This is a genomic window from Actinoplanes sp. NPDC000266 (assembly GCF_042899005.1).
GTDB lineage: Bacteria > Actinomycetota > Actinomycetes > Mycobacteriales > Micromonosporaceae > Actinoplanes.
In genome coordinates, this window is the sequence record NZ_JBIAZI010000004.1 from 561,454 (window position 1) to 583,089 (window position 21,636).

General features: G+C 71.6%; 16 protein-coding genes and 1 riboswitch. Of the genes, 9 read left to right on the forward strand and 7 right to left on the reverse strand.

Annotated features, from left to right (window positions below):
* The 3 genes from ACFY36_RS19115 to ACFY36_RS19125 form a co-directional block, all read left to right on the forward strand.
* Positions 1 to 282 (forward strand): hypothetical protein (locus tag ACFY36_RS19115; RefSeq protein ID WP_499747301.1); only part of this gene is annotated, 282 nt, incomplete at its 5' end.
* A 62-nt stretch (positions 283 to 344) separates the two neighbouring features.
* Positions 345 to 1,463 carry an epoxide hydrolase family protein gene (locus ACFY36_RS19120; RefSeq protein ID WP_499747302.1) on the forward strand — a complete coding sequence of 373 codons (1,119 nt, stop codon included), beginning with the start codon at positions 345 to 347 and terminating at the stop codon, positions 1,461 to 1,463.
* A 52-nt stretch (positions 1,464 to 1,515) separates the two neighbouring features.
* Positions 1,516 to 2,895, forward strand: coding sequence for a gamma-glutamyltransferase (locus tag ACFY36_RS19125; RefSeq protein ID WP_499747303.1), 1,380 nt, complete (start codon positions 1,516 to 1,518; stop codon positions 2,893 to 2,895).
* On the opposite strand, the gene ACFY36_RS19130 is transcribed toward ACFY36_RS19125, so the two are convergent.
* A complete protein-coding gene (locus tag ACFY36_RS19130) occupies positions 2,882 to 4,441 on the reverse strand; it encodes a bifunctional AfsR/SARP family transcriptional regulator/alpha/beta hydrolase (protein WP_499747304.1) in 1,560 nt (519 codons plus the stop codon). The two genes, ACFY36_RS19125 and ACFY36_RS19130, sit on opposite strands and share 14 nt — an antisense overlap.
* A gap of 46 nt (positions 4,442 to 4,487) precedes the next feature.
* Between ACFY36_RS19130 and ACFY36_RS19135 the strand changes: the two genes are divergently transcribed.
* Positions 4,488 to 5,783 (forward strand): FAD-binding oxidoreductase, encoded by a 1,296-nt coding sequence (locus ACFY36_RS19135; RefSeq protein WP_499747305.1) that lies wholly within the window; start codon positions 4,488 to 4,490, stop codon positions 5,781 to 5,783.
* Positions 5,780 to 6,559: an NmrA family NAD(P)-binding protein gene (locus ACFY36_RS19140; protein WP_499747306.1), complete on the forward strand. Its 780-nt coding sequence runs from the start codon at positions 5,780 to 5,782 to the stop codon at positions 6,557 to 6,559. Before ACFY36_RS19135 ends, ACFY36_RS19140 begins: the two co-directional genes overlap by 4 nt.
* Before the next feature lie 42 nt (positions 6,560 to 6,601).
* Here the strand turns inward: ACFY36_RS19140 and ACFY36_RS19145 are convergent, their stop codons facing one another.
* A complete protein-coding gene (locus tag ACFY36_RS19145) occupies positions 6,602 to 11,479 on the reverse strand; it encodes a carbohydrate-binding protein (protein ID WP_499747307.1) in 4,878 nt (1,625 codons plus the stop codon).
* 13 nt (positions 11,480 to 11,492) lie between these two features.
* On the reverse strand, positions 11,493 to 12,176 hold the full coding sequence (locus ACFY36_RS19150) for a hypothetical protein (protein ID WP_499747308.1): 684 nt from the start codon (positions 12,174 to 12,176) through the stop codon (positions 11,493 to 11,495).
* A 301-nt stretch (positions 12,177 to 12,477) separates the two neighbouring features.
* Between ACFY36_RS19150 and ACFY36_RS19155 the strand changes: the two genes are divergently transcribed.
* The gene (locus ACFY36_RS19155) at positions 12,478 to 13,989 is read left to right on the forward strand and encodes a hypothetical protein (RefSeq protein WP_499747309.1); all 1,512 of its coding nucleotides are present in this window, start codon (positions 12,478 to 12,480) and stop codon (positions 13,987 to 13,989) included.
* On the opposite strand, the gene ACFY36_RS19160 is transcribed toward ACFY36_RS19155, so the two are convergent.
* The 3 genes from ACFY36_RS19160 to ACFY36_RS19170 all read right to left on the reverse strand — a co-directional run bounded on the left by ACFY36_RS19160 (position 13,986) and on the right by ACFY36_RS19170 (position 17,824).
* Positions 13,986 to 15,011 carry a WxL protein peptidoglycan domain-containing protein gene (locus ACFY36_RS19160; RefSeq protein ID WP_499747310.1) on the reverse strand — a complete coding sequence of 342 codons (1,026 nt, stop codon included), beginning with the start codon at positions 15,009 to 15,011 and terminating at the stop codon, positions 13,986 to 13,988. The genes ACFY36_RS19155 and ACFY36_RS19160 overlap by 4 nt on opposite strands.
* A 79-nt stretch (positions 15,012 to 15,090) precedes the next feature.
* A complete protein-coding gene (locus ACFY36_RS19165; protein ID WP_499747311.1) occupies positions 15,091 to 17,046 on the reverse strand; it encodes a fibronectin type III domain-containing protein in 1,956 nt (651 codons plus the stop codon).
* Between the two features lie 115 nt (positions 17,047 to 17,161).
* Complete coding sequence (locus ACFY36_RS19170; RefSeq protein WP_499747312.1) at positions 17,162 to 17,824, reverse strand: hypothetical protein; 663 nt, start codon at positions 17,822 to 17,824, stop codon at positions 17,162 to 17,164.
* Positions 17,825 to 17,953: 129 nt separating this feature from the next.
* Between ACFY36_RS19170 and ACFY36_RS19175 the strand changes: the two genes are divergently transcribed.
* Positions 17,954 to 18,616, forward strand: a complete 663-nt coding sequence (locus ACFY36_RS19175; RefSeq protein WP_499747313.1) for a hypothetical protein — start codon at positions 17,954 to 17,956, stop codon at positions 18,614 to 18,616.
* Between the two features lie 9 nt (positions 18,617 to 18,625).
* Positions 18,626 to 19,351: a VOC family protein gene (locus tag ACFY36_RS19180; RefSeq protein ID WP_499747314.1), complete on the forward strand. Its 726-nt coding sequence runs from the start codon at positions 18,626 to 18,628 to the stop codon at positions 19,349 to 19,351.
* Between the two features lie 94 nt (positions 19,352 to 19,445).
* Here ACFY36_RS19180 and ACFY36_RS19185 read toward each other — a convergent pair whose 3' ends face one another.
* Positions 19,446 to 20,636, reverse strand: a complete 1,191-nt coding sequence (locus tag ACFY36_RS19185) for an aminotransferase class V-fold PLP-dependent enzyme (RefSeq protein ID WP_499747315.1) — start codon at positions 20,634 to 20,636, stop codon at positions 19,446 to 19,448.
* Positions 20,637 to 20,671: 35 nt separating this feature from the next.
* A riboswitch (SAM riboswitch) is annotated at positions 20,672 to 20,788 on the reverse strand.
* Positions 20,789 to 20,846: 58 nt separating this feature from the next.
* On the opposite strand from ACFY36_RS19185, the gene ACFY36_RS19190 reads away from it, so the two are divergent.
* Complete coding sequence (locus ACFY36_RS19190) at positions 20,847 to 21,623, forward strand: DUF1684 domain-containing protein (RefSeq protein ID WP_499747316.1); 777 nt, start codon at positions 20,847 to 20,849, stop codon at positions 21,621 to 21,623.
* The last annotated feature ends 13 nt before the right edge of the window (positions 21,624 to 21,636 follow it).

Sequence of the window (21,636 nt, forward strand, 5' to 3'; positions counted from 1 at the left end):
CCGCCACCACACAGGCCGCCGCCGCGCGACCGCCACCACACAGACGCCACTACACGACCCGCCACCGCACAGGCCGCCACCGCACAGGCCGCCACCGCACAGGCCGCCACCGCACAGGCCGCCACCGCACAGGCCGCCACCGCACAGGCCGCCACCCGCGAAGCGGCGGACGGCCAGCCTGACAAAACGCCAAGCGGACTTGCCGTTTTCGGCGGGGCCGACCCGCCGCTGACGTCGCGCCGTCGAGAAAACTTTGCGGAACGGAGTGTTCCGTTCCGGTAGTGAAGGGAGTACAGTCGAAGACGGAACGGAACATTCCGTTCCGCTGTCTGAGGAGACTGGCAATGAGTGAGATTCGGCCCTTCCGCATCGACATCTCTGACGCTGATGTTGCTGACCTTCGTGAGCGACTTGCTCGTACCCGGTGGTCGCCTGAGGTTCCGGGGCAAGGGTGGGTGCGCGGGGTGCCCGCCGACTACCTGCGCGGGCTCGCTGAGCACTGGGGTGGGCAGTTCGACTGGCGGGCCGCCGAAGCGCGCCTCAACGAGCTTCCGCAGTTCCTGACCGAGGTGGAGGGGCAGACGCTGCACTTCGCGCACGTTCGGTCCGACAACCCGGATGCCACTGCGCTGATCTTCGCCCATGACTGGCCGGGCTCGTTCGCTCTCTACCTTCCCGTGGTCGAGGCGCTCCGGCAGGACTTCCACCTCGTGCTCATGAGCACGCCCGGGGTCGGCTTCTCCGGGCCGTTCACCTCCGCCGGGTGGAACACCCCGAAGATCGCTGGGGCTTTCCACGAGGTCATGCGGCGGCTGGGATACGAGCGGTACGGGGTTCAGGGCACCGGCGGTGGCGGCGCCATCGCCGTCGAGATGGGGCGGCAGGCGCCCGAGCGGGTCATCGGGGCCCACGTCAACGGGCACATCACGTTCCCCTCCGGCGACCCGGCCGATTTCGAGGGTCTCACCGAGGCCGAGCAAGGGCGGCTCCAGCGGCTCCAGGAGTTCCGCGACGACAAGATGGGCTTCAACGTCATTCAGTCGACAAGGCCGCAGACCCTCGCGTACGGACTGCACGACTCCCCCGCCGGCCAGCTCGCCTGGATCGCCGAGAAGTTCAAGGAGTGGACCGACCCGGCGGCCGAGCTGCCCGAGGACTCCGTCGGCATCGATCTGCTGCTCACCAACGTCAGCCTCTACTGGTTCACCGGCACCGCCGGGTCGTCGGCCAACCTCTACTGGGAGGCCGCGCACGACCCGGAGGCCTGGAGCCCGAAGCCCCGGTCCACCTTCCCGCTGGGTGTCGCGCTCGGGGTCACCGACATCACGGTTCGCCGCTTCGCCGACCGTGACGCCCCGGTCGTCCACTGGACCGAGCTTCCGGCCGGCGGCAACTTCCTCTCGGCCGAGGAGCCGAAACTCTTCATCGACGACGTACGGGCGTTCTTCTCCAGCATCTCCTGAAGCACCCGCGGATCCGGCTACATTACGCAGCACGGGCTAGGGAAGGCAGGACATGAGCGCTCCTGGGATCGCGGTTGCCGCACCTCATTCCGCCGCGGTCGAGGCGGCCCGGGCGGTGGGTGGCAACGCCTTCGACGCTGCTCTGGCCGCGGCGGCGGCGCTTGCTGTTGCCTATCCTCATCAGTGCTCGGCCGGGGGTGACCTCGTCGCGATCGTCCGGGCGGCCGGGCGGGAGCCGCGGGCCGTGCTCTCCATCGGCGCGGCCGCCCAGGCGGTCGATGTGGACGGTCTTCGCGCGGCCGGTGACCGGATGCCGGTTTCCGGGCCGCTGACCGTCACCGTGCCGGGTGTCGTCGCCGGGTGGGCCGCGGTCGCCGCGGCGGGGGCCACCCGGCCTTTGGGCGAGCTTCTGGCGCCGGCGATCGGTCTCGCCGCGGACGGTGTGGCCGTCAGTCCTGGGTTGCGGCGGGCCGCCCTGGCCGGGATGGGCGCCGTTCGGGCCGATCCTGGCCTGTCCTCCCTGATGCTGGATCGCGATGGGGTGCGCGATCAGCTCGTACAACCGGCTCTGGCCCGGACCTTGACCGCCATCGCCGCGGACTGGCGCTCCTTCTACGACCGGCCGCCGCTGGTCGACGGGCTGCGGATGATGGGCAGCCCGCTCGACGCGGCCGACTTCGCCGCCCACCGCGCCGAAGTGCTCGAGCCCTTGCGGGCCGCCCGGCCCGGGGTCACCTGGTTCGCGGCGCCGCCGCCGGCGCAGGGAGCGACCTTCCTCAGCGTCGTCGGCTCGGCGGCGCTGGTCGACGACGCCTGGCGGGCGCGGGCCGTACGGGACGCGCAACTCGGCGATCCCCGCACGGAGCTGAAGCCGACCGGTGACACCGTCGCCGTCGCCGCCGTCGACTCCGACGGCAACGCGGTCACGCTGATCCAGAGTGTCTTCTTCAGTTTCGGGGCGGGACTGCTCGATCCCGCCACCGGCGTCGTGCTGCACAACCGGGGCTCGTCGTTCAGCCTCGACCCCGCGCATCCGGCCCGGATAGCGCCGGGAGTTCGGCCGCCGCACACCCTGTGCCCGACGGTCGGGGTCACGCCGGACGGCGTCGTGGCGCTGGGATGCCAGGGTGGGCGGGCGCAGCCGTGGATCCTGGCTCAGGTGGCGGCCGGCGTGCTGAGCGCCGGTGATCTGGACGCGCTCGTGGGACGGCCGCGCTGGGTCATCGGGGCGGCGGAGATCGGCCGGGACGTGCCCACCCTGCTGCTCGAGCCCGGACTGCCGGAGACCGCGGGCGAGGGGTACGCCGTCGAGACCACCGGTGGGCTTCATGACGACGCGGGCCACGTTCAGGTGGCCCGGCTGCGTGGGGACGTGCTGGACGCGGGCAGCGATCCACGCGCCGACGGAACCGCGGCTGTTATCGGGCGGTGAGGAAACCGGTGGCGTACTGCCTCAGCTCCGGCGAATCCGTGAACCACAGGGCGTCGGTGCCGGCGGCCGTCCGCAGGTGGGCCGACGGCAGGTGGGCGGCCAGGTAGCGGGCGTGGCCGATGTCGACGTTCAGGCAGTTGCGGCGGTGCAGGATCAGGGCCGGCGCGGTCACCTCGGGCAGGCGGTGGCGCAGGTCGGCGCCGGTGGCCACGGCCCGGACCGCGGCCGCCACCGCGGGGGCGGCGGCCCGGCGGCCCAGGCCGTTCCACCACTGCCGGAAGGCCTCGTCGGCGGCGACGCTCGGTGCGGCCTGCGCGACCGAGTCCATGCCCCTGCCGGGTGAGACGGTGTCGCGGATCAGGGTCTCGGTGGTGCGGCGGTCCAGGCCGTACGGATAGTCGTCGCTCCTCGTGTAGCGCGGGAAGCACTGGGCCAGGACCAGGCGGCGTACGCGGTCGGGATGGCGGGCGGCGAACTCCAGCGCGACCAGGCCGGTGTCGAAGTTGGCGAACAGGTCGGCCCGGCCGATCGCGGCGTCGTCGAGGACCCGGCGTACGTCGCCGGCCCACTGCTCCAGCGGCGGCCGCGCCGGGTCGAGCGGATCGGAGAGGCCGATGCCGCGCCGGTCCAGGCAGAGCACGGCGGCGTGCTCGGCGAGCGCGGTCAGGGCGCTGCGGGCGTACGCCCCGTCGAGCAGGCCGTCGATGGTGAGCATCGCCGGGTTGAGCACGACCAGGTCGTGACCGCGGTCCGACAGCCGGGTGTACGCGGTCGAGCCGGTTCCGTCGGTGGCGTAGCGGACCGAGGCGGTCGTGGCCGGCCGCAGCACTTCGGGCCGCAGCACCTCGGTCTGGGCGGCGCTCAACGCGGCCGGCGGGTCAAGGCCGACCTCCACCAGCGCGGCGCGGGCGGTGGCGGCCGCCCGCAGCGCCTCGGTGGGCCGTCCGGCCCGGTTCAGGGCGCGCACGTACAGCGTCCACAATGGCTCGTCGAGCGGGTCGGCGGCGGTCAGCCGCTCCAGCTCGCCCAGGGCCGAGCCCGGGTCGGCGCCGGCCGCAAGGCAGCCGAGATGTTCCTGGACGAGCAGGCGCCGCTCCTGCCGCCAGCCCTGCCGCAGGGCCGCCGCCGCGACCGTGTCCGGCAGCTCGGGATCGCCGCGCCACAGCTCGCGCGCCTCGGCCAGCACGGCGGCCGCGCTGTCCGGGCGTCCGTCGGCCAGCAGACGGCGGGCCCGGGCCCGGGCGGCCGCGACCAGGCCGACGTCGGTGTGCTCGGGCGGAACGGCCAGACGGTAGCCGTCACGCCCGATCCGATCGACACCGTGGCCGGCCAGGGCGGTGCGGATGCGGGAGAGGTGGGCGCGCAGCGTCTTCACGGCCGAGGGCGGCGGATCGTCCCAGAGCAGCCGGGCGAGCTCGCCGAGGGTCACCGCCGACGGCGCGTGGACGGTCAGGATGGTCAGCAGTTCGCGCGCCTTGCGTTCCAGCCGGGGCGCCGAACGCACACCGGCCGTGCCGAGCACCCGCACGACACATCCGGACCACATCCCCACAGCATCCGTCCCGGGCCGCCCCCTGCATAGCTTCGGCCGCATGACCACCTTCATCGAAAGCGGCCCGGTGTTCCGGCCGGGCGACGCCGGCTACGACGCGCACCGGGCCGGCTGGCAGCGGGCCTTCGAGTCGCGGCCGGCCCTCATCGTGGCCGCCGCCCGCCCGGACGACGTCCGCAAGGCGGTGCTGACCGCCCGGGAGCGCGCTCTGCCGTTCGCCGTGCAGGCCACCGGCCACGGCACCCTCGCCCCCGCCGACGGTGGGCTGCTGCTGAAGACGACCGCGCTCGACAGCGTCGCGATCGACCCGGCGCGGCGGGTCGCCCGCGTCGGGCCGGGCGCGCTGTGGGCCGGCGTCAACCGGGCCGCCGCCCGCTTCGGTCTGGCCGGGCTGGCCGGCCGCTGCGGCACCGTCGGGGTCACCGGCTACACGCTCGGCGGCGGCCAGTCGTGGCTGTCACGGACGTTCGGCTTCGCCGCCGACAGCGTCGTCTCCGCGGACGTCGTCACCGCCGACGGGACCGCCCTGACCGTGTCGGCCGATCAGCACCCTGATCTGTTCTGGGCGCTGCGCGGCGGCGGCGGCAACTTCGGCGTCGTCACGTCGCTGGAGTTCCGCCTCTATCCCGTGCGGCGCGTGTTCTCCGGCATGTCCTTCTATCCGGCCGACCGCGCGCCGCGGGCGCTCGCCGCCTATCGGGAGTGGGCCCCCACCGAGCCCGAGGCCATGAACACGGCCGTCCTGCTGCTCCGCGAGCCGTCGAGTGGACGCCGCCTCCTGGCGATCAGGGCTTTCCATGTCGGAGACGACGGCCGCCGGGTGCTCGCCCCGCTGCTCGAGGCGGCCGGCCCGCCGCTGCACGACGCGTACGGCATGCGCTCGTTCCCCGACGCCAGCGAGGCCACCAACGGCCCGGACGCGCCGCCCATGGCGATCCGCCAGGAGATCGAATTCTTCCGCACCCTGCCCGGCGACCTGCTGGAGACGATCGCCGCCCCGGACTCCTCACTCGGATTCGTCGAGCTGCGGCACTGGGGCGGCGCGATGGCCCGGCCCGGACCGGACGCCGGCCCGGCCGGCCACCGCGACGTGCCGTACTCCGTCATGGCCGTCGCACCCGATCCCGCCGGCGCCGGGGCCCTCGACCGCCTGTTCGCGCGGCTGCGACCGCACGCCACCGGCGGCTCGTTCCTCACCCTGCTCACCGATCCGTCGCGGACCCGTTCCGCCTTCACCCCGGCCAACTACGCCCGCCTGGCCCGCCTCAAGCGGCTGTGGGATCCCGGCAACTTCTTCCACATCGGCCACAACATTCCACCGGAGGTAATCCCATGACCCGCGTCCTCGTCACCGGCTCGACCGGAAGAGTCGGCGTCCACCTCGTCCGTGAATTGCGCGAGCGTGGAGCCGAGGTTCACACCGCCCTCGAAGACATGTCCCAGGTGGATCGCGTCTACGTCTGCGCGGCCGACGGTCCCGAGAAGGTCGCCCGCGAGACCGCGGTGATCGACGCCGCGGCCGCGGCCGGCGTCGAGCGGATCGTGAAGCTCTCGGCGATGCACGCCGATCCCGCCTCCGCCCTGCCCGTCTACCGCTGGCACGGCGAGATCGAAAATCACCTGCGCAAGTCCGGCGCGCCCGCCGTGCTGCTGCGGCCGGCCTTCTTCATGGCCAATCTGCTGATGGTCGCCGAGGGTGTCGCGCACGGCGGCGTGGTGCCCGCGCCCACCGCCGGCCGGCGGGTCGCGATGATCGACGTCCGCGACGTCGCCGCCTGCGCCGCCGTCGCCGTTCTCAATGAAGGGCACGAGGGTCAGGCGTACGACCTCACGGGCCCCGCCCCGATCACGTTCGCCGAGGTGGCGGCGGCCATCGCGGAGGCGACCGGCCGTCCGGTCCGCTCGCTCGACCTAACGGGGGAGCAGGCCCGGCCACGCTTCGAGGACGCCGGGCTTCCGGACTGGCTCGCCGCCCACCTGGCCGGGGTCTTCGGCGTCATCCGGGCCGGCGGCTTCGAGCACGCCACGGGTCACGTCGAGGCGCTCACCGGCCGCCCGGCCCGCGACATCGGCGCCTTCGCCCGCGAGCACGCCGCCGCTTTCCGGCCATAGAAGAAGGGGCCCGCACATGTGTGCGGGCCCCTTCAACGGGAACTACTTGATCAGCTTCCAGGGGCCGGACGCGACGCCCGGTGCCTGGTTACGGTTCCACCACTTCGCCTCGTACACGTGCTCTTTGTACGTCGCCCGATCGCCGCCGACGTAGACGGTCGTCGGGGTCCAGTCGGCCGGGCTGTTGTCCGGCTTCGGCGGGGCGATCTCGGCCCAGGGGCCGTTCGGGTCGCCCGGCTTCTGGTTGCGGGTGTAGTAGCGGGCCTTGAACGTCTTGCCGTCGTACAGCGCCACGTCACCCGCCTGGAAGATCCGCGACGCCGTCCACAGAGCGTCACCGGCCTCGTTCATGGCCAGTTCCTGCCACGCTCCGTTCGGGTCACCCGGCGCCGCTCCGCGAGCGTAGTAGGACGCCTGGAAGACCTTTCCCTGGTACGTCACCCGGTTGCCGGCCTGGTAGGCCGTCGTCGCGGTCCACGCCGCCGGCAGCTTGACCACCTGCGTCGCGGTCACCGTGCCGGGTTCGAGCGTGTCGCTGGCCGAGTACGACACGGTCAGCTCGTGGTTTCCGCCGGCCAGGCCCTTGGGCAGGGCGATCACCGCCGTACCACCGGAAAGCGCCGACGAGCCGAGCACCTTGGCGCCCTCGCTCACCGTGACCGTGCCCGTGTCCGTGCCGGAGGCGACCTTCACGGTCACCGACGCCGCCGTGCCCCAGTCGACCGGCGTGGTGGTCACGCTGATCGTGGGCTTCGCCTTGGCCGTACGGAACACCGCGGGCTGGGCGACCGCGACGCCGCCGTCCGCGCTACGAGCCGTGACGACCCAGGCGTACGACGTCACCGGCTGCAGCTTCGGCCACGTCACCGTGGCCGTGCCCGCCTCGGTCAGCGCCGCGTTGCCGATGACCCCGCCGGGCACGTACGCGGCCAGCGAGTCCGTGCTGAACGACGTCTTCCGGCTGGTCAGGTCGACCGGCAGGGTGAGGTTGTCCTCGGCGCCGTTGTAACGGGGCTTGGTCTGGCTGCCGTCCTGGCGGATGTCGTACTCGGTCGCCCCGAAGTTCTTCAGGAACGGCGAGTACGTGTCGATGTGGAGCTCGGCCCGCTTCACGTCGAACTGAAGCAGGCGCAGGAAGCTCGCCCCGAACTGCAGCCGGTCGGTGGCCTTGTGGTCGATCTTGCCGTCGCCGTTGACGTCGATGTTGCCGTTGGCGTCGACCTTGTCGGGCCACAGCTCCGAGCTGGCCACCGTGTAGAACTGGTAGTCGGCCAGCAGCTCGACCACGTCGTGGGTCTTGGTGACGCCGATGTTCGACTTCAGGTTGGTGCCGACGCCGTGCTCGTGCCCGGCGAGCACGAGGAAGACGTTCGGGTTGTTCTCCACCACCTGCTTGTAGAGGGCCGACCCGTCCGGCTCGGAGAACGCCGCTCCGCGGCCGTCGGCGTTCGACGACGGCTTCAGATAGTCGTGCGAGAGCAGGATGCCGTTGCGGTCCTTGTACTTCTTGAAGATCATGTCGGCCCACTGCGCCTCGTCGCGCGTGACGCCGTACGACAGACCGACCGCGACGAAGTCGAGCCCGCCCGCGCTGAACAGCACGTAGTTGTTCTGGTTGTCCCTGCCCGGCGTGCTGCCGGCCTCGTCCCAGGAGTGGTATTCGGCGCCGGCCGGCCACGACTTCGCGACCTTGTAGTAGCGGTCGGCGCTGAACGTCTTGCTGAACCGCGAGTCAGGACCGGTCTCGGCGCCCAGCTGGTTGTCGTGGTTGCCGGCGATGACCTGGTTGACCACGCCGTTGTCGTCGAGCACCTTCTGGTTGCCCGAGGAGACCGCGAGCTCCTTGTCGACCTGCTCGTTGAGGCCGGGCCGCAGCAGCGAGCCGTCGGCCTTACGGGCCAGCGGGTCGTAGTAGTCGTTCTCGATCACGTCACCGGTGTGCGCGGTGTACGCGATCTTGCGCTGGGCGGCGTTGTCGGCGATCCACTGGGTCTCGGCCCGGTAGGCGTTCTGCCAGATCGCCTGCTCCTCGGCCGTCTCGACGTCGGACGCCTCGTCGACGCCGTCCCAGTCGTTGTACGTGCCGCCGGCCGCGCCCTCGGTGATGTACTGCGTGTCGGTGAAGTGGGCGAGCGAGAAGTCGTACGACGAAGGGTCCTCGAACCGGTCCTTGTCGTTCTGCGCCGTGGAGTCGCGCGGGGACAGGTCGTCGGCGAAGGGGTCCTCGCCGGTGACCAGCACGTGCGCGGTGCCGCCGGCGCGGTAACCGGCGGGCAGCGCCGCCGTGAGCACCGTGGCCTTACCGGACTGGCCACGCGAGCTGGTGAGCACGACCCACTTGCCGGCGGCCGCGTCCCACACCCGCAGGGCGGCGACCCGGGCCGGGTCAATGGTGCCCTCCCAGCGCAGCGTCGGTTCCTGGGCCGGGGTGCCCACGTTCAGGTCGTACCGCTGGAACACCACGTCCCGGCCGGACGCGGTGTCGACCGTCCTCCCGTCGAGCGGCCGGAGCGAGCTCACGTCGACGGTCGCGTCGTGCCGCACGTCCAAGGTGGTCGGCACGGCCTCGGCGAGACCCTGGTAGCCGCCGGTCGGCAGCACCACGTCGGCCGCGGTGAAGGTGGCCGTGGCCGGGCCGTCGAGCTCGGCCGAGAGGGTGGCCGAGTCGCCGGTGACCGACGACGCCAACGAGGTGGGCACCGACGGGATGTAGGCGCTGGTGAAGTGGATCTCCCGGGTGGCCGTGTTGCCCAGCGTGTCGGCCGCGGTGACCGCGATCGTGTGCTCGCCGGCCGGCAGGCCGTGCCCGATCTCGTCGCCTTCCTTGACGGCCTTGCCGTCCAGGGTGATCACCGGCGTGCCGGCGACACCCGAGGCGTCCTTGACGTCGACCGTCAGCGCCACGGTCGAGGTGAGCCGCTGCCCTTCGGCCGGGGTGCTGCCCGCGATCTCGGGGGCGGTGTTGTCGACGGTGATCCGGCGGGTCGAGGTCTTGTCGCCGGCCACGGCCGTGATCGTGTGCTTGCCGTCGGCCAGGGTGGCGGTGTCGATGTCGGCCCGCTTGCCCAGCGCCGGCAGCGCTGTGCCGTCGGCCGCGGTCACGTAGAACATGATCGTGGCGTCGAGCGTGGCGTTGTGGCTGCTGCCGCAGGTGCCGTCACCGACGTAGACGGTGACCGGCGATCCGGCCGGGTAGCTGGCGGAGCCGACCGTGACCGTGGTCCCCGCGATCACGCGCGTCACCTGGGTCGCCCTACCGGCGGCCGGGGTCAGCGCGAAGTCCCGCAGCGTGAAGTCGTCGTAGTTGGCGCAGGTGCTGCCGTGGTCGTTGCCGGCCACGAACTCGACACTGTTGAGGCCCGGCACCAGCCACTCGTTCGGGAACGTGAGGTCGGCCGTCTCCTTCTCCCAGATGCCCATGTCGAGCGGGATGCCGTTGATCAGCACCTTGTTGTCGTAGCCGCCGTCGGAGCCGTTGCCGCCGACGAAGACCTTCAGGTGGGCGTCGCCGCCACTGCCGAGAGTTCCGACGGTACGGCTCGTGGGCGCGCCCGCGATGTCGAAGTGCAGTTCGAGGTCCTTGTTGGCCCCGCACGTGCCGTCACCCAGCGCGATCGACTCGGCGGTGGTGGCCGCCTTCGTCCCGGCCGTGACGACGTACGTGGTCCCGGCCGTGACCGTGCCCTCGGTGCTCAGCGACAGCTGGGCCGAGCTGCGGGTGACCTTGAAGTCGTCGTGGTTGGCGCAGGTCACGCCGCCCGACGTGCCGTTGTACGTGCCGGTGCGCAGCTCGACGACGTTGTCGCCGGTGTGCAGGAAGCGGGCCGGGAACGGCAGGCTGACCGTCTCGGCCCCGCCGACACCGTAGTCGCCGCCCAGGTCGACGCGGTGGCCGTTGACCAGCAGGTGGTTGTGGTACTTGGCCTCGACCGAGTTGCCGGCCTCGACGGTCAGGGCCAGCGTGGCCGAGCTGCCGGCGAGGGTCTCGTCGTCCTCGGCCGCCTTGCCGTCGACCGCGAGCTGCGACACCGCCTCGGCGGCGCCGGTGGCCGGGGCCGCGATGACGCGCTGCTCGCCGCGGACCAGCACGCCGTCGGCCGGGGTGATCTTCGCGGCGCCGGCCGGGTCGTTGTTGACCTCGACCGTGGCGCTCGCGGTGGCGCCGGTCGCGGTGGCGGCCGCGATCGTGTGGGCGCCGTTGCTCAGCTTCGTGGTGTCCAGGTCGGCGCCGAGGCCGGCCGTGCTGCCCGGCTCACCGGAGACGACGAAGGTCAGCGGCTGCGTGAGCAGCTTCTTCGAGGTGCCGCAGGTGCCGTCGCCGAAGCTGTAGCTGAACGCGTTCTGCTCGCTGTCGGCGACGACGCCGAGCAGGCCGAGGCCGATGCTGCTGATCGCGAAGTCGTCGTAGTTCGGGCAGCGCAGCCCTTCGCCGAACGGCAGGGTCTCGACGCCCGTGGCCGTGGCGCTGGTGGTGTCGACCCAGTTGGCGCCCGCGTTGACGGTGACCGTGTTGACCCCGGTGTGCAGCCACTCACCGGGGATGTCGACGGTGCCGCGCACGCCGCCGGCGATGTCCGGCAGGTAGAGGCGGTCGGCCTCCGCCGTGTGGTCGTTGACGACCAGGTAGTTGTGGTAGCGGGCCTCGGTGCCGTTGCCGCCCATGTCGAAGCTGAGGTGGGCGGTGCCGGCGGTCTTGTCGGCGCGCAGCGCCGTGCCGTCGACGGTGAGCGCGACGACGGCGTCGCCCTCGGTGGTCGGGTCGGCGGTGACGCGGGTGGTGCCGTCGAGCGTCCGGCCGTCGCTCACGTTGAGCGTCGGCGGACTGCCCACGGCCGACGTCTGCGCCCCCGCGGTCGCGGGAGCGACGACGGCGGCGGTGACGGCGACCATGAGCACAGGCCACAGGGCCCTGCGGTTCATGGAGGGTGTCTCCTTATGTGGGGTGGGTGGTGCCTCGCCGGCGCAGCACCACGACCAGCACGATCACGACGAGGAGCACCCCGAGGGCGACACCGCCGATCTGCACGGCGGCGCTGCGCCCGAGCTTCGAGGGGTCCTCCGCGACGTCGCCGAGGACCCAGTCGTGGGTGGCCTCGCCGTCGCGGTAGACCGCGTGCTGGCCACCGGGACCGGTGGCCAGGGTCTGATAGGCCGGGTTGAGGTCGGTCAGCGTGCGCACGGCGACGGTGGCCCGGCCGACCGGCGCCGGACAGGCGTAGTCGACGGTCACGCCGTCTCGGGCGAGGTCCCTGGGGGCCAGCACGGTGCCGGGGCACGCTTGATCGGCGCCGGTCACGGTGATCTGTTTGAGGAGGTACGCCGACAGCTGCTCCGACGGGCCGATCGCACCGGAATCCGAGGCCTGGTAGAACACGGCACCGTCGAGGAACACGCGGTCCTCGGGCAGCACGCCCAGGGCCACGCCGAGCAGGGTGAGGTCGTCGAGCCCGCCCACCTTCCAGCGGATCCGGACGACGCCGGGTTGCGCCGGGTCGAGCCCCACGGTGACGGTCTGCGGGTCGCCGAACGGGTGGGCCGCCGCCGGCCGCGCGGGCAGGAGCGCTCCCACGGCAACGAGCAGAAAGATCGCGACAAGACGCCGTCCGAAGTAGTGCACGAACGTGAATCCTGTGGGTCTCCTGAGAAGTCCAGTCCTAGCGGACTTGATCAACAGGAGAAGGCCAGATGAAGGAAAAGCGCCGGCGCCCCTCCCCCCGGGGGACGCCGGCGCTCCGGCCGGCACGGCGTTTGCCGCCACCGTGCGGCCACGAAGCTCGCCCGCCAGCGAGCTTTCCAAGGGTGCCTCGCCGCGAGGCTACCCAGGTGACGGCCCGGTTCGGAGATCAATTGCATCGGCCTGGTCACTGTGCAACTCCGCCGATTGAATTGATCTCGTTACGCCCGGTAAGTTTGATCGAGTGCCGGCAGCCACCCCTCGCGAGCGGATCGGCTGGCTGCTCCGCGTCAACCGACGCCTGGCCCGCGACGACCGGTGGCACACCGGCAAGGCCTTCGCCGCCGCGTTCCGCCCGGCCGGCGACCGCCCGCTCGCCGAGTCCCAGATCACCCGCTGGGAGAACGGCACGACCAGCGCGCCCCGGGCCGCCATCCGCCGATACGAGATCCTGCTCGGCCTGGCCCCGCATTCGCTGACGACGCTCAAGGACGCCCTCGACCGTGCCACCGGCACCCCGGCGGCCGGCGCCGAGGACGGCGACCCGGGCCGGCTGCACGCGCTGCTCGAGGTGGCGACCGGCGCCGGGCCGGTGACCGGCCCCGAGTGGGACGAGCTGACCGAGCTGGTCCGGGCCCGGCCCGGCCTGGTGCTGCACCCGCCGCGCCTCTGGCAGGAGCTGTCCCAGCGGCTGCTCACCGAGCTGGCGGTGGCCGAGGACAGCGCGTGGCTCCAGCGCCAGGAGTCGATGAGCCGCCTGCTCGGCCACCCGGACGCCGGGGCGCACGCGGTCGACGCCTGCATCCGGCTGGCCGAGGACACCGGCAACCCGGTGGTCGTGGAGCCGCTGTCCCTGCTGGACACGACGGCACACCCCGACGCGAACAGCCACATCCGCCGGACGATCGCCGCGGCGGGCGACGACCGCGCTCTCTACGGCGCGTTACTTGCTGCCGTCCGCAAGATCCGGGTGCAGCATTTCAGCCCTTCCGAGCTCGGCGACATCAGCCGCTCGGTGACCGGCCTGCTGGGCGACCCCGGCCTGGCCGGCATGCTGCGCCCGTTGGCGATCCAGGTCGGCCGCGCCCTGACCGATGAGGCCGCCGCGACCGGCCCGGCCTTGACCGCCGCGGCCGGCCTGCTGCCCCCGGCGTCGGAGTTGAAAGCACGGCTCATCGCGGCCCGCGCCTGCTCGCAGGCCTCGGTCGACCGGCCGGCCGAGGTGACGCTGGCCGAGCTGGTCGGCGAGAGCCTGGACAGCGACAACCCGGACCAGCGGTTGCTCTCCGCGATGTTCGTCGCGGCCACCCCGCTGCGCGAGCCGGTGGCCGCGGCCATCCTCGACCGGGTCGTGACCGACCTGCGCGGGCGCCGCGACACCGACCTCGACGCGGCGCTGCGGACCCTGACCAACCTGGGTTCCGACGTGCACCGCCCGCTGATCGGCCAGATCCTGACCGAGCGCGAGTTCGGCGACCGTGCCCGCTACGCGGCGGCCTGGGCCACTCCGCACTGCGCGGGCGCGTTCCCCGAGCCGGCCTGGAGCCGCATCCTGGCCATCCAGCTCGCGGCGTGGCAGCGCAGCCCCGACGGCCTGGGCCGCGAGATCCTACACGGCGTCACCTACGGCATCGGCACCGACAGCCACCGAGGCCTGTTGCACCGCGTCCGCGAGGACGCCCGCATGCCCCAGGAGGCCCGCACCACCGCGTCGTGGCTGCTCACCACACCCGCCGTGATCACGGCGGGGAACTAAACGGCGGATTTGTCGCGCAGGGCGTCGGCCACGGCGTCGCGGACCCGGGCGTCCTCGCGGGCCTGTCGGCGCTTGCGGTTGCGGCGGGTCAGGATCACGGCGGCGACCACGATGGCGATGACGGCGACGATCAGGGCCAGCAGCGTCCACGGCCAGGCCCAGCCGTGCGCTGTGGCGGTCACCTTGTCCAGCGACGACGTCGAGCCGGAGGCGTCGGTGATCTGCGGTACCAGCGTGACCGTGGCGTCGAGCAGGACGGCCGCGGTGACGCCCGAGATCGGGACCGAGACCTTCCAGCTTTCGCCGGGCAGCAGCTCGGGCGGGTTGGCGATCTTCGTGGTCTCGGCCTTGAACAGGCCGAACGGGCCGGTGATCTGCACGCCCTGCTGCGCCGTCTCGACCGCGTTGCCGACATTGTGGATGGTGTAGTCGATGGTCGCGGTTCCCTTGCCGAACGGGTTCGCCGTGCCGTCGTACGAGATGTGGGTGTTCTCGATCTTCAAAGCCGGCGTCAGATCGCCGCCCACCCGAAGCTTGATCTTGACGCCGAGCCGGCGGTCGACGTTCACCTGGGCCGATTCGTCGGCCTGGGTCAGCGAGGTGATGATGCCGCCGACGTAGTCGCCCGGCGTCGCGTTCGACGGGATCTCGACGGTGAACGGCACCGTGACCGTCTTGCCCGGCTGGACCGTGACGTCTTTTTGAGCCGCGTGCACCCAGGCCCCGATGCCCTTGCCCTTGGCGTCCGCGCCCTGCAGGTCGAGCGTGCCGGTGTCGGTGGTGAAACCGTCGGCAGCGTAGACGCCGAGCTTGAGCGCGGTCCTGCCCCGGTTCGCGACGACCAGACCGTCCTTGGCTTGCGCGCCCGGGTTCACGGCGTAGCTGAAGCTGGACCGGGTGGCGCCCAAGCTGTTCGACTCGGTCCGCACGGTCCAGGTGACGTCGCCTTCGTCCGCGAGGGCGGGCGCCGGCGTCGCGCTCACGAGAAAGACGGCGGCGAGCAGGGCAAGTCTGGTCTTCATCGGTGCTTCCTTCTTACTGACGAACGTACTGAGGAAGCGGGGCGGCACTCGCAGGTGCCGCCCCGCTCCTAAAACTCGATCAGCTGCTGAGCGCGGTGATCGTGAGGGTGGTGCGGTAGGTGCCCTTGGCCGCGTCGCCCGGGACCTTCAGGTCCAGGCCGGCGCTGACCTTGGCCGTACCGCGGGCGTGGCCCTGCTCGGCCGACGCGAGACCGCGCGAGACCGACAGACCGTCGCCGTTGCCGCCGAAGCCCGAAGGCACGGCCGCACCGGCCTTGGCGCCGGCGCCCGAGTTGACGACGCCCGGGGTCCAGCCGAGGTTGGCGCCCGAGAACGACTTGTCGGCGTCCTTGAAGTCGCCCACGCTGGCCGCGATCGACCACGGCGAGAGGGTGCGACGGGTGTCCGACACGACGATCGGGTTGATCTCACCGCTGGCGGCGAAGTAGCCGTCGGTGGTGTTCTCCTTGGCCGTGCCGAGGTCGACCAGGCCGTTGTAACCGTCGATCGTCCAGCCGAACTCGCCGGGAGCCGCGGTGGGCACCGCGACCTGGATCTTCTGACCGTCACCGTTGTACGGGTGGATGGTCACCTTGTCCACGATCGAGCCGACCGGCTGGCCGCTCTCGGTGTTGGTGCAGGACGAGCCGAGCTCGACCGAGGCGTTCGGAGCGGCGCAGGTGCCGCTGCGGATGTTCTCGACCTGGAGCTTGTCGTTGCGCACGGCCACCTTGACGTAGCTGCGCACGTGCTCCTGGTTCTGCGCCGAGTTGTACCAGTAGCTGTCCGGGTTCAGCGGGTCGGCTCCGTTGCCGGCGCCGCTGGTGCCGCTGCTGTCGGGCTTGGTGATGTCGTAGTACTTCGAGCCCGACGCCGAGTTGGCGGTCACGTAGATGACGCCGCCCGGACCGGGGTAGACCTCGGCCTGGCCCGGCTTCTCGTCCGGGTTCGCCTTCGCGCCGTTCTTGATCTCGTAGCTGCGCGAGTAGCTGTGGTCGTGACCCTGGAGGACCAGGTCCACGCCCAGCTTCGAGAAGGCGGTCGGGAAGTCCGTACGACGGATCTTGTTGTCGCCGTCCTTGGCGTGCGACGCCGGCGAGTAGATGGCGTGGTGGTAGACCAGCACCTTCCACTTGGCCTCGTCACCGTGCTTCTTGATGACGTCCTCGACGTACGACAGGTGGGCCGCGTCGCCGCCGCCACCCTGCGAGGTGGCGTAGGAGTTGCTGTTCAGGTCGATGAACAGCGTGTCCTTGTAGATGTAGTAGTAGTCGCCACCCGACGTGTTGGAGGTCGGCTGGCCGTTGGAGTAGTACGCGCCCGAGCGGTCCGTGTTCGGCGTGAACAGGTGCTGCTCGTAAGCCTTGCCACCGACATCGTGGTTACCGATGGTGGCGGCCCACGGGTACGACTTGAGCTGCGGCGGCGCGAGGAACGAGTTCCACTGCGACTCCGTGTTGGCCGTCTCGACCTGGTCGCCGCCGGACACCAGAAGCTCGGCGTTCGGGTTGGCGGCCAGCGACACGTTCACGGTGTCCACCCAGCCGGCCTCGTCCTTGGCGAGGTTGCCGGAGGAGCCGATCTGCGGGTCGCCGTAGAACAGGAAGTCGTAGTCGCCCTCGAAGTCCTGCGTCTTGAAGGCGTACGCCGGCGACCAGTTGCCCTCGGAGCCCACCCGGTACGAGTACTGGGTGTTCTCCTTCAGGCCGGTGATCGTCGCGTGGCGGTTGTAGCCGCCACTGGTGGCGATGTTCGCCGCTCCTACCGCGGCGAAGGTCGCCGAGGCGGGCGGGAACTCGCCGTTGACGATCGAGGCGGTGGGCGCGAGCTGGACCTGCTGGGCCGTGTCGGCCGAGGAGTACCAGGTGACGATGCGCTGGGTCTCGTCGGCGCCCACGCCCAGGATGACGGCGCTGAGCGTGGCCGTGTCGGCCGCGCTGGCCGGGGTGGCCAGGCCGCCGCCGAGGGCGATGGCGAGGCCGAGTACCGCCGCGCCGGCAGTGGCGCCGACGCGGTGGTGCCTGCTGGATCTCATCGTTTTTCCTCAATCCAGATGAGAGGGGGGCTGCGAAATGCATGCTCAAGCTGGTGGGCCCCGATGAACCGCTCATGAACAAGATCAAGAACCCCGGTGGCACCCTGCCTAAAGGTCAGGCTTTTGCCCGCCGACGGCGCCGCAGGACGATGAACAGCGCCGATCCGGCGACGACGATCACCCCGGCGCCGGCCGTGACGGCGATCGGCCACGACCGGCCGGTGGACAGGGCCGGATGGGCCGCGTCGAGCGTGACATCACCCGTACGGCCGTCGATCTCGTAGTTGACCAGGGTTTTCGTGCTGCGCACATAACCCTCGCCGTCCGGGAACAGCCCGCTGCGCACCTCGTGCCCGCCGCCGCTCGCGCACTTCCAGTCAAGGACGAGGCCGGCGTACGGAACCCCTTCCCGCTCCCCCATCGTGAAACCGCCCCGCGGCGTCGCCCGGCACGCCTCGCCGCCGGCCGAGACCGTGTAGCGCTTGGTGACGTACTTCAGGACCGTGGCGGTGTGTGCGTTGAGGGCCGCCGCCTGCCCGTCGGTGTCGCCGTCCTCGAACGCGGCCGTGCCCGCCCGGAACAGCGGATCGTCCTTCTCCATGTCCGCGGCCGAGACCACCAGCAGGTCGTACTCCAGCTCCAGCTTCGTACGGACCTGGCCGTCGCCGCCCGAGGTGACATCGGTGTACACGTTCGAACTGAACCCGTGCGCGTACGCCGGGGAGGCCCCCAGCAGGACGGCCGCCACCGCGGCGACCACCAGGGCGATGCGTTTCATCGTTGCACCGTGCAGCATCCGGGTTAACAAGATCAAAAACACTGAAGAACCGATGGAGACAAAGCTGCTGGCAGGCGGTTCTCCCAGCTACAAAAGATCGTTACCCCTTCCGTCGTTAGGACGTACGTCTTGCGCCGCCTGCTCTGCGCCGTCGCCGCGGCCGCCCTGCTGACCGTCGCCGGTTGCGGCAACGGCGGCGACTGGTCACAACCGCACCCCGCGCCCACCCCCGTCGGCACCCTGGGCGCCGGCTTCACCGACCCGGCGGCCCCGCCCACCCCCGAGGGAACGGTCACTCCCTCCCCCGGCTCGTGGGACGACGTCCACCCGTCGAAGGGCTACCGGGTGGTCCTGCTCCACTCCGGCGACGACGCCCCCACGAACGCCCTGACGAAGAGCGTCCGCGACTGGGCGAAGGACGAGGACGTCGACCTGCGCGAGGTGGCGGCCGACCCCGGCAACCCGGTCGACGACATCGTCAAGGCCATCACCATGAAGCCCGACCTGATCGTCAGCGCCGGCAACCCCTTGATCGACGCCCTCACCACGGTCAGCGCCAGCCACCTCGACCAGCACTTCCTGGTCGTCGGCGCCGAACTGGCCGAGCCGACACACAACGTGACCGCCGCCGACTGGTCCGGCGCCTCCTTCCGCGGCGAGGGCCTGGGCATGTCGTCGGAGTACGACCCGGCATCGTTCACGGAGGCCCGCTGCGCCGCCGCCATCCGGGCCGGCGTCGCCGCCGTCCTGACCGGCACCACCGGCATCGTCCTCTGGCTCGACCACGTCTAGGGTCGTCGCATGGCGACGCGGCTGGTGCAGATCAATATGAAGGCCCGGGACGACGCGGCGCTGGGCGCCTTCTGGGCGGAGGCGCTCGGCTGGGAGCTCTCCAGCGAGGGCCCGGGCGTGACGAACCTCGAGCCGGCGGGCTTCAGCTATCCCGACCCGGTCGCGGTCGTCGTCGACCTGGTCGTCTCGGCAGAGCCCAAGACGGTGAAGAACAGGGTGCACCTCGACCTGGCCACGACCTCGCCCGCCCACCAGACGTCGCTGGTCGCGCGTCTTCGAGAGCTCGGCGCGACCCTCGCCGACGTGGGCCAGCCCGGCGACGCGTCATGGACGGTGATGGCCGACCCCGAGGGCAACGAGTTCTGCGTGCTGGACTCGCTCTACGAGCAGACCGGCCCCATCGCGACGGTGGTGGTCGACTGCGCCGGCCCGCACCGGATGGCCGGCTTCTGGGGCCAGGCGACGGACTGGACCGTCCTCAAGGCCACCGACGACAACGCGGTGCTGCGCTCGGCCCAGGGGGTCGGCCCCTACCTGCAGTTCCTCCGCAACCCCGACCCGAAGACCGTGTGGAACCGGGTCCACCTGGACATCCGCCCCTACCCCACCGACGACCTGGAGATCGAGGCCACCCGCCTGCGAACGCTGGGCGCCACCCTCGTCGACCTCGACGTCCCGTGGAAGGTCCTCGCCGACCCCGAGGGTAACGAGTTCTGTCTCCTGAGCCCGAGCTGACCGATGGCGCGGACGGTCCACGACAACGACTGGCGGGATCCGGTCCGGGTGCGGCCGTGGTCGTTGTCGCATCGAGCCGGAGAAGGCTCGGTCCTCAGATGAGGCGCAGGCCGGTCAGGGCGTCGAGCAGCCGGGTGACGTCCTCGGGCGCCGAGCCCAGGCCGAAGCTGGCCCGCAGCAGGCCGGGGGCAGTCTCGCAGCCCTCGGTGGTGGCGTTTCCGGTCAGGCGGCGGACCAGCGGGTGGGCGCAGAACTGGCCGGCCCGTACGCCGATGCCGTAGTCGCGGGCCAGGCGCTCGGCGGCGCCGGACGGGTCGGGCACGGCGAACGAGACGATGCCTACGCGGGGGACCTCGCCGTTGAACAGGGAGACGCCGTCGAGGCCGGCCAGCAGGCTCTGCTCGTGTTCCAGCAGGGCGGCCCGGTCGGCGCGCAGCAGCGCGTCGCACACCGCGCCCAGGGCGACCGCGCCGATCAGGTTCGGGGTGCCGCCCTCGTGGCGGGCCGGGCCGGTGGCCCACGTGACGTCGCCGGCGAAGTCGCCGACGGCGGCGCTGGCTCCGCCGCCGTACAGGTAGGGCTGGGCCTCGTCGAGCCAGTCCTGGCGGCCGGCCAGCACGCCGGCGCCGAACGGCGCGTAGAGCTTGTGCCCGGACAGGGCCAGGTAGTCGGCGCCGAGCGCGTCCAGGTCCAGCGGCACGTGCGGAGCCAGCTGTGCCGCGTCGACGACCACCCGGGCGCCGTGAGCGTGCGCGATGTCGGCCAGCTGGCGTACGGGCCAGATCTCGCCCGTGACGTTGCTCGCCCCGGTCACCGCGAGGAGCGCGGGGCCGCGTACGGCCGAAAGCGCTTCTTCGACCGCCTGCAGGGCGGAAGCGACGGAGGTGGGCGCGGGCAGGCGGACCGGCGAGGGCCAGGGGAGCAGGTTCGCGTGGTGCTCGCCGTCGAAGACGACCGTCGTGGTGCCGGCCGGCAGTGAGCGGGCGAGCAGGTTGAGCGCGTCGGTGGTGTTGCGGGTGAAGATGACTTCGTCGCCGGGGCGACAGCCGAGGAACTCGGCCACGATGTCGCGGGCGCGCTCGTATTCGAGGGTCGACTTCTGCGAGCGGCGGCCGGTGCCGCGGTGCACGCTGCCGTACAGGGGAAGCAAACCGGTCACGGCGTCGGCGGCGGCCCGCACGGCGGGGGCCGAGGCCGCGTAGTCGAGGTGGGCGAAACGCACCGTACGGCCGTCGGGAAGGTCGACGGTGAGGTCGGCGCCGATGATGTCGAGCTCGTCGGACATGGAGATGCCTCCGCGTGGGTCGGGGACCCGCCACGGGTCCGCGCTTGCCCGCGTCGTCCTCGACGCGAGCCTGGTCCTCACCCGGGGCACCCCATCGCGAACGCAAGGGTTGCCGGCCAGCGAGCCGGGGCTTGTCGCTGGCGCTCATGACCTGAAACGGAGACTAGCACCACCTATCTCCTACCGGTCAAGTAGGCATATGGTCGTTGCATGACGAAGCAGACTTGGGCCGAGTGGCACGCCGCGCACGAGGAGAACCGGGCCGGCCGCCACGGCTTCCTCGCCGTGACCAGCCTCAACTTCCTCAACGAGAACCCGCAGCGCTTCACCGACGCCCCGGGCGAGTGGAGCACCGGGCCCAACGGTGTAGTGGTCGACCTCACCGACGGCGAGTCCCTGACGGTCGACGGCGCCGAGGTGACCGGCCGGCACGAGTTCGGCGTGCTGCCCGAGCGCGGCGGTGTCACCGCCGGCTACGGCGAGGCCGTCATCGAGGTGGCCAAGCGCAGCGGCTTCGACATCGTGCGGCCCCGGCACCCCGACAACCCTTTGCGTACGGCCTATCAGGGCACCCCCACGTACGAACCCACCGAGAAATGGGAGCTCAGCGGCCGCTACGTGCCGTTCGGCGAGCCGCGGCAGATCACCGTGGGCGCCGCCGTCGAGGGCCTGGAGCACGTGTACGAGTCGCCGGGCCGGGTCGAGTTCGAGGCGCTGGGCACCCCGCTCGCCCTGACCGTGTTCAACGGGCACACGCCGGGCACCTTCTTCGCGCTGTTCACCGACGAGACCTCGGGCGTCACCACGTACGCGGCCAACCGCAGCCTGGCCATCGCCGCCCCGGAGGCCGACGGCTCGGTGGTCCTCGACTTCAACAAGGCCACGAACCTGCCGTGCGCCTACACCGAGTTCGCGACCTGCCCGCTGCCGCCGGCCGAGAACAAGCTTCCGGTCGCCGTCGAGGCCGGCGAGAAAACTCCGGTCTAGCTTCTTAACCTCC

Excerpts from the sequence above, each read along its gene's own strand:
- ACFY36_RS19120 (WP_499747302.1), top strand. The coding sequence starts at position 345 with ATGAGTGAGATTCGGCCCTTCCGCATCGACATCTCTGACGCTGATGTT.
- ACFY36_RS19125 (WP_499747303.1), top strand. The coding sequence starts at position 1,516 with ATGAGCGCTCCTGGGATCGCGGTTGCCGCACCTCATTCCGCCGCGGTC.
- ACFY36_RS19130 (WP_499747304.1), bottom strand. The coding sequence starts at position 4,441 with ATGTGGTCCGGATGTGTCGTGCGGGTGCTCGGCACGGCCGGTGTGCGT.
- ACFY36_RS19135 (WP_499747305.1), top strand. The coding sequence starts at position 4,488 with ATGACCACCTTCATCGAAAGCGGCCCGGTGTTCCGGCCGGGCGACGCC.
- ACFY36_RS19140 (WP_499747306.1), top strand. The coding sequence starts at position 5,780 with ATGACCCGCGTCCTCGTCACCGGCTCGACCGGAAGAGTCGGCGTCCAC.
- ACFY36_RS19145 (WP_499747307.1), bottom strand. The coding sequence starts at position 11,479 with ATGAACCGCAGGGCCCTGTGGCCTGTGCTCATGGTCGCCGTCACCGCC.
- ACFY36_RS19160 (WP_499747310.1), bottom strand. The coding sequence starts at position 15,011 with ATGAAGACCAGACTTGCCCTGCTCGCCGCCGTCTTTCTCGTGAGCGCG.
- ACFY36_RS19165 (WP_499747311.1), bottom strand. The coding sequence starts at position 17,046 with ATGAGATCCAGCAGGCACCACCGCGTCGGCGCCACTGCCGGCGCGGCG.
- ACFY36_RS19170 (WP_499747312.1), bottom strand. The coding sequence starts at position 17,824 with ATGAAACGCATCGCCCTGGTGGTCGCCGCGGTGGCGGCCGTCCTGCTG.
- ACFY36_RS19180 (WP_499747314.1), top strand. The coding sequence starts at position 18,626 with ATGGCGACGCGGCTGGTGCAGATCAATATGAAGGCCCGGGACGACGCG.
- ACFY36_RS19185 (WP_499747315.1), bottom strand. The coding sequence starts at position 20,636 with ATGTCCGACGAGCTCGACATCATCGGCGCCGACCTCACCGTCGACCTT.
- ACFY36_RS19190 (WP_499747316.1), top strand. The coding sequence starts at position 20,847 with ATGACGAAGCAGACTTGGGCCGAGTGGCACGCCGCGCACGAGGAGAAC.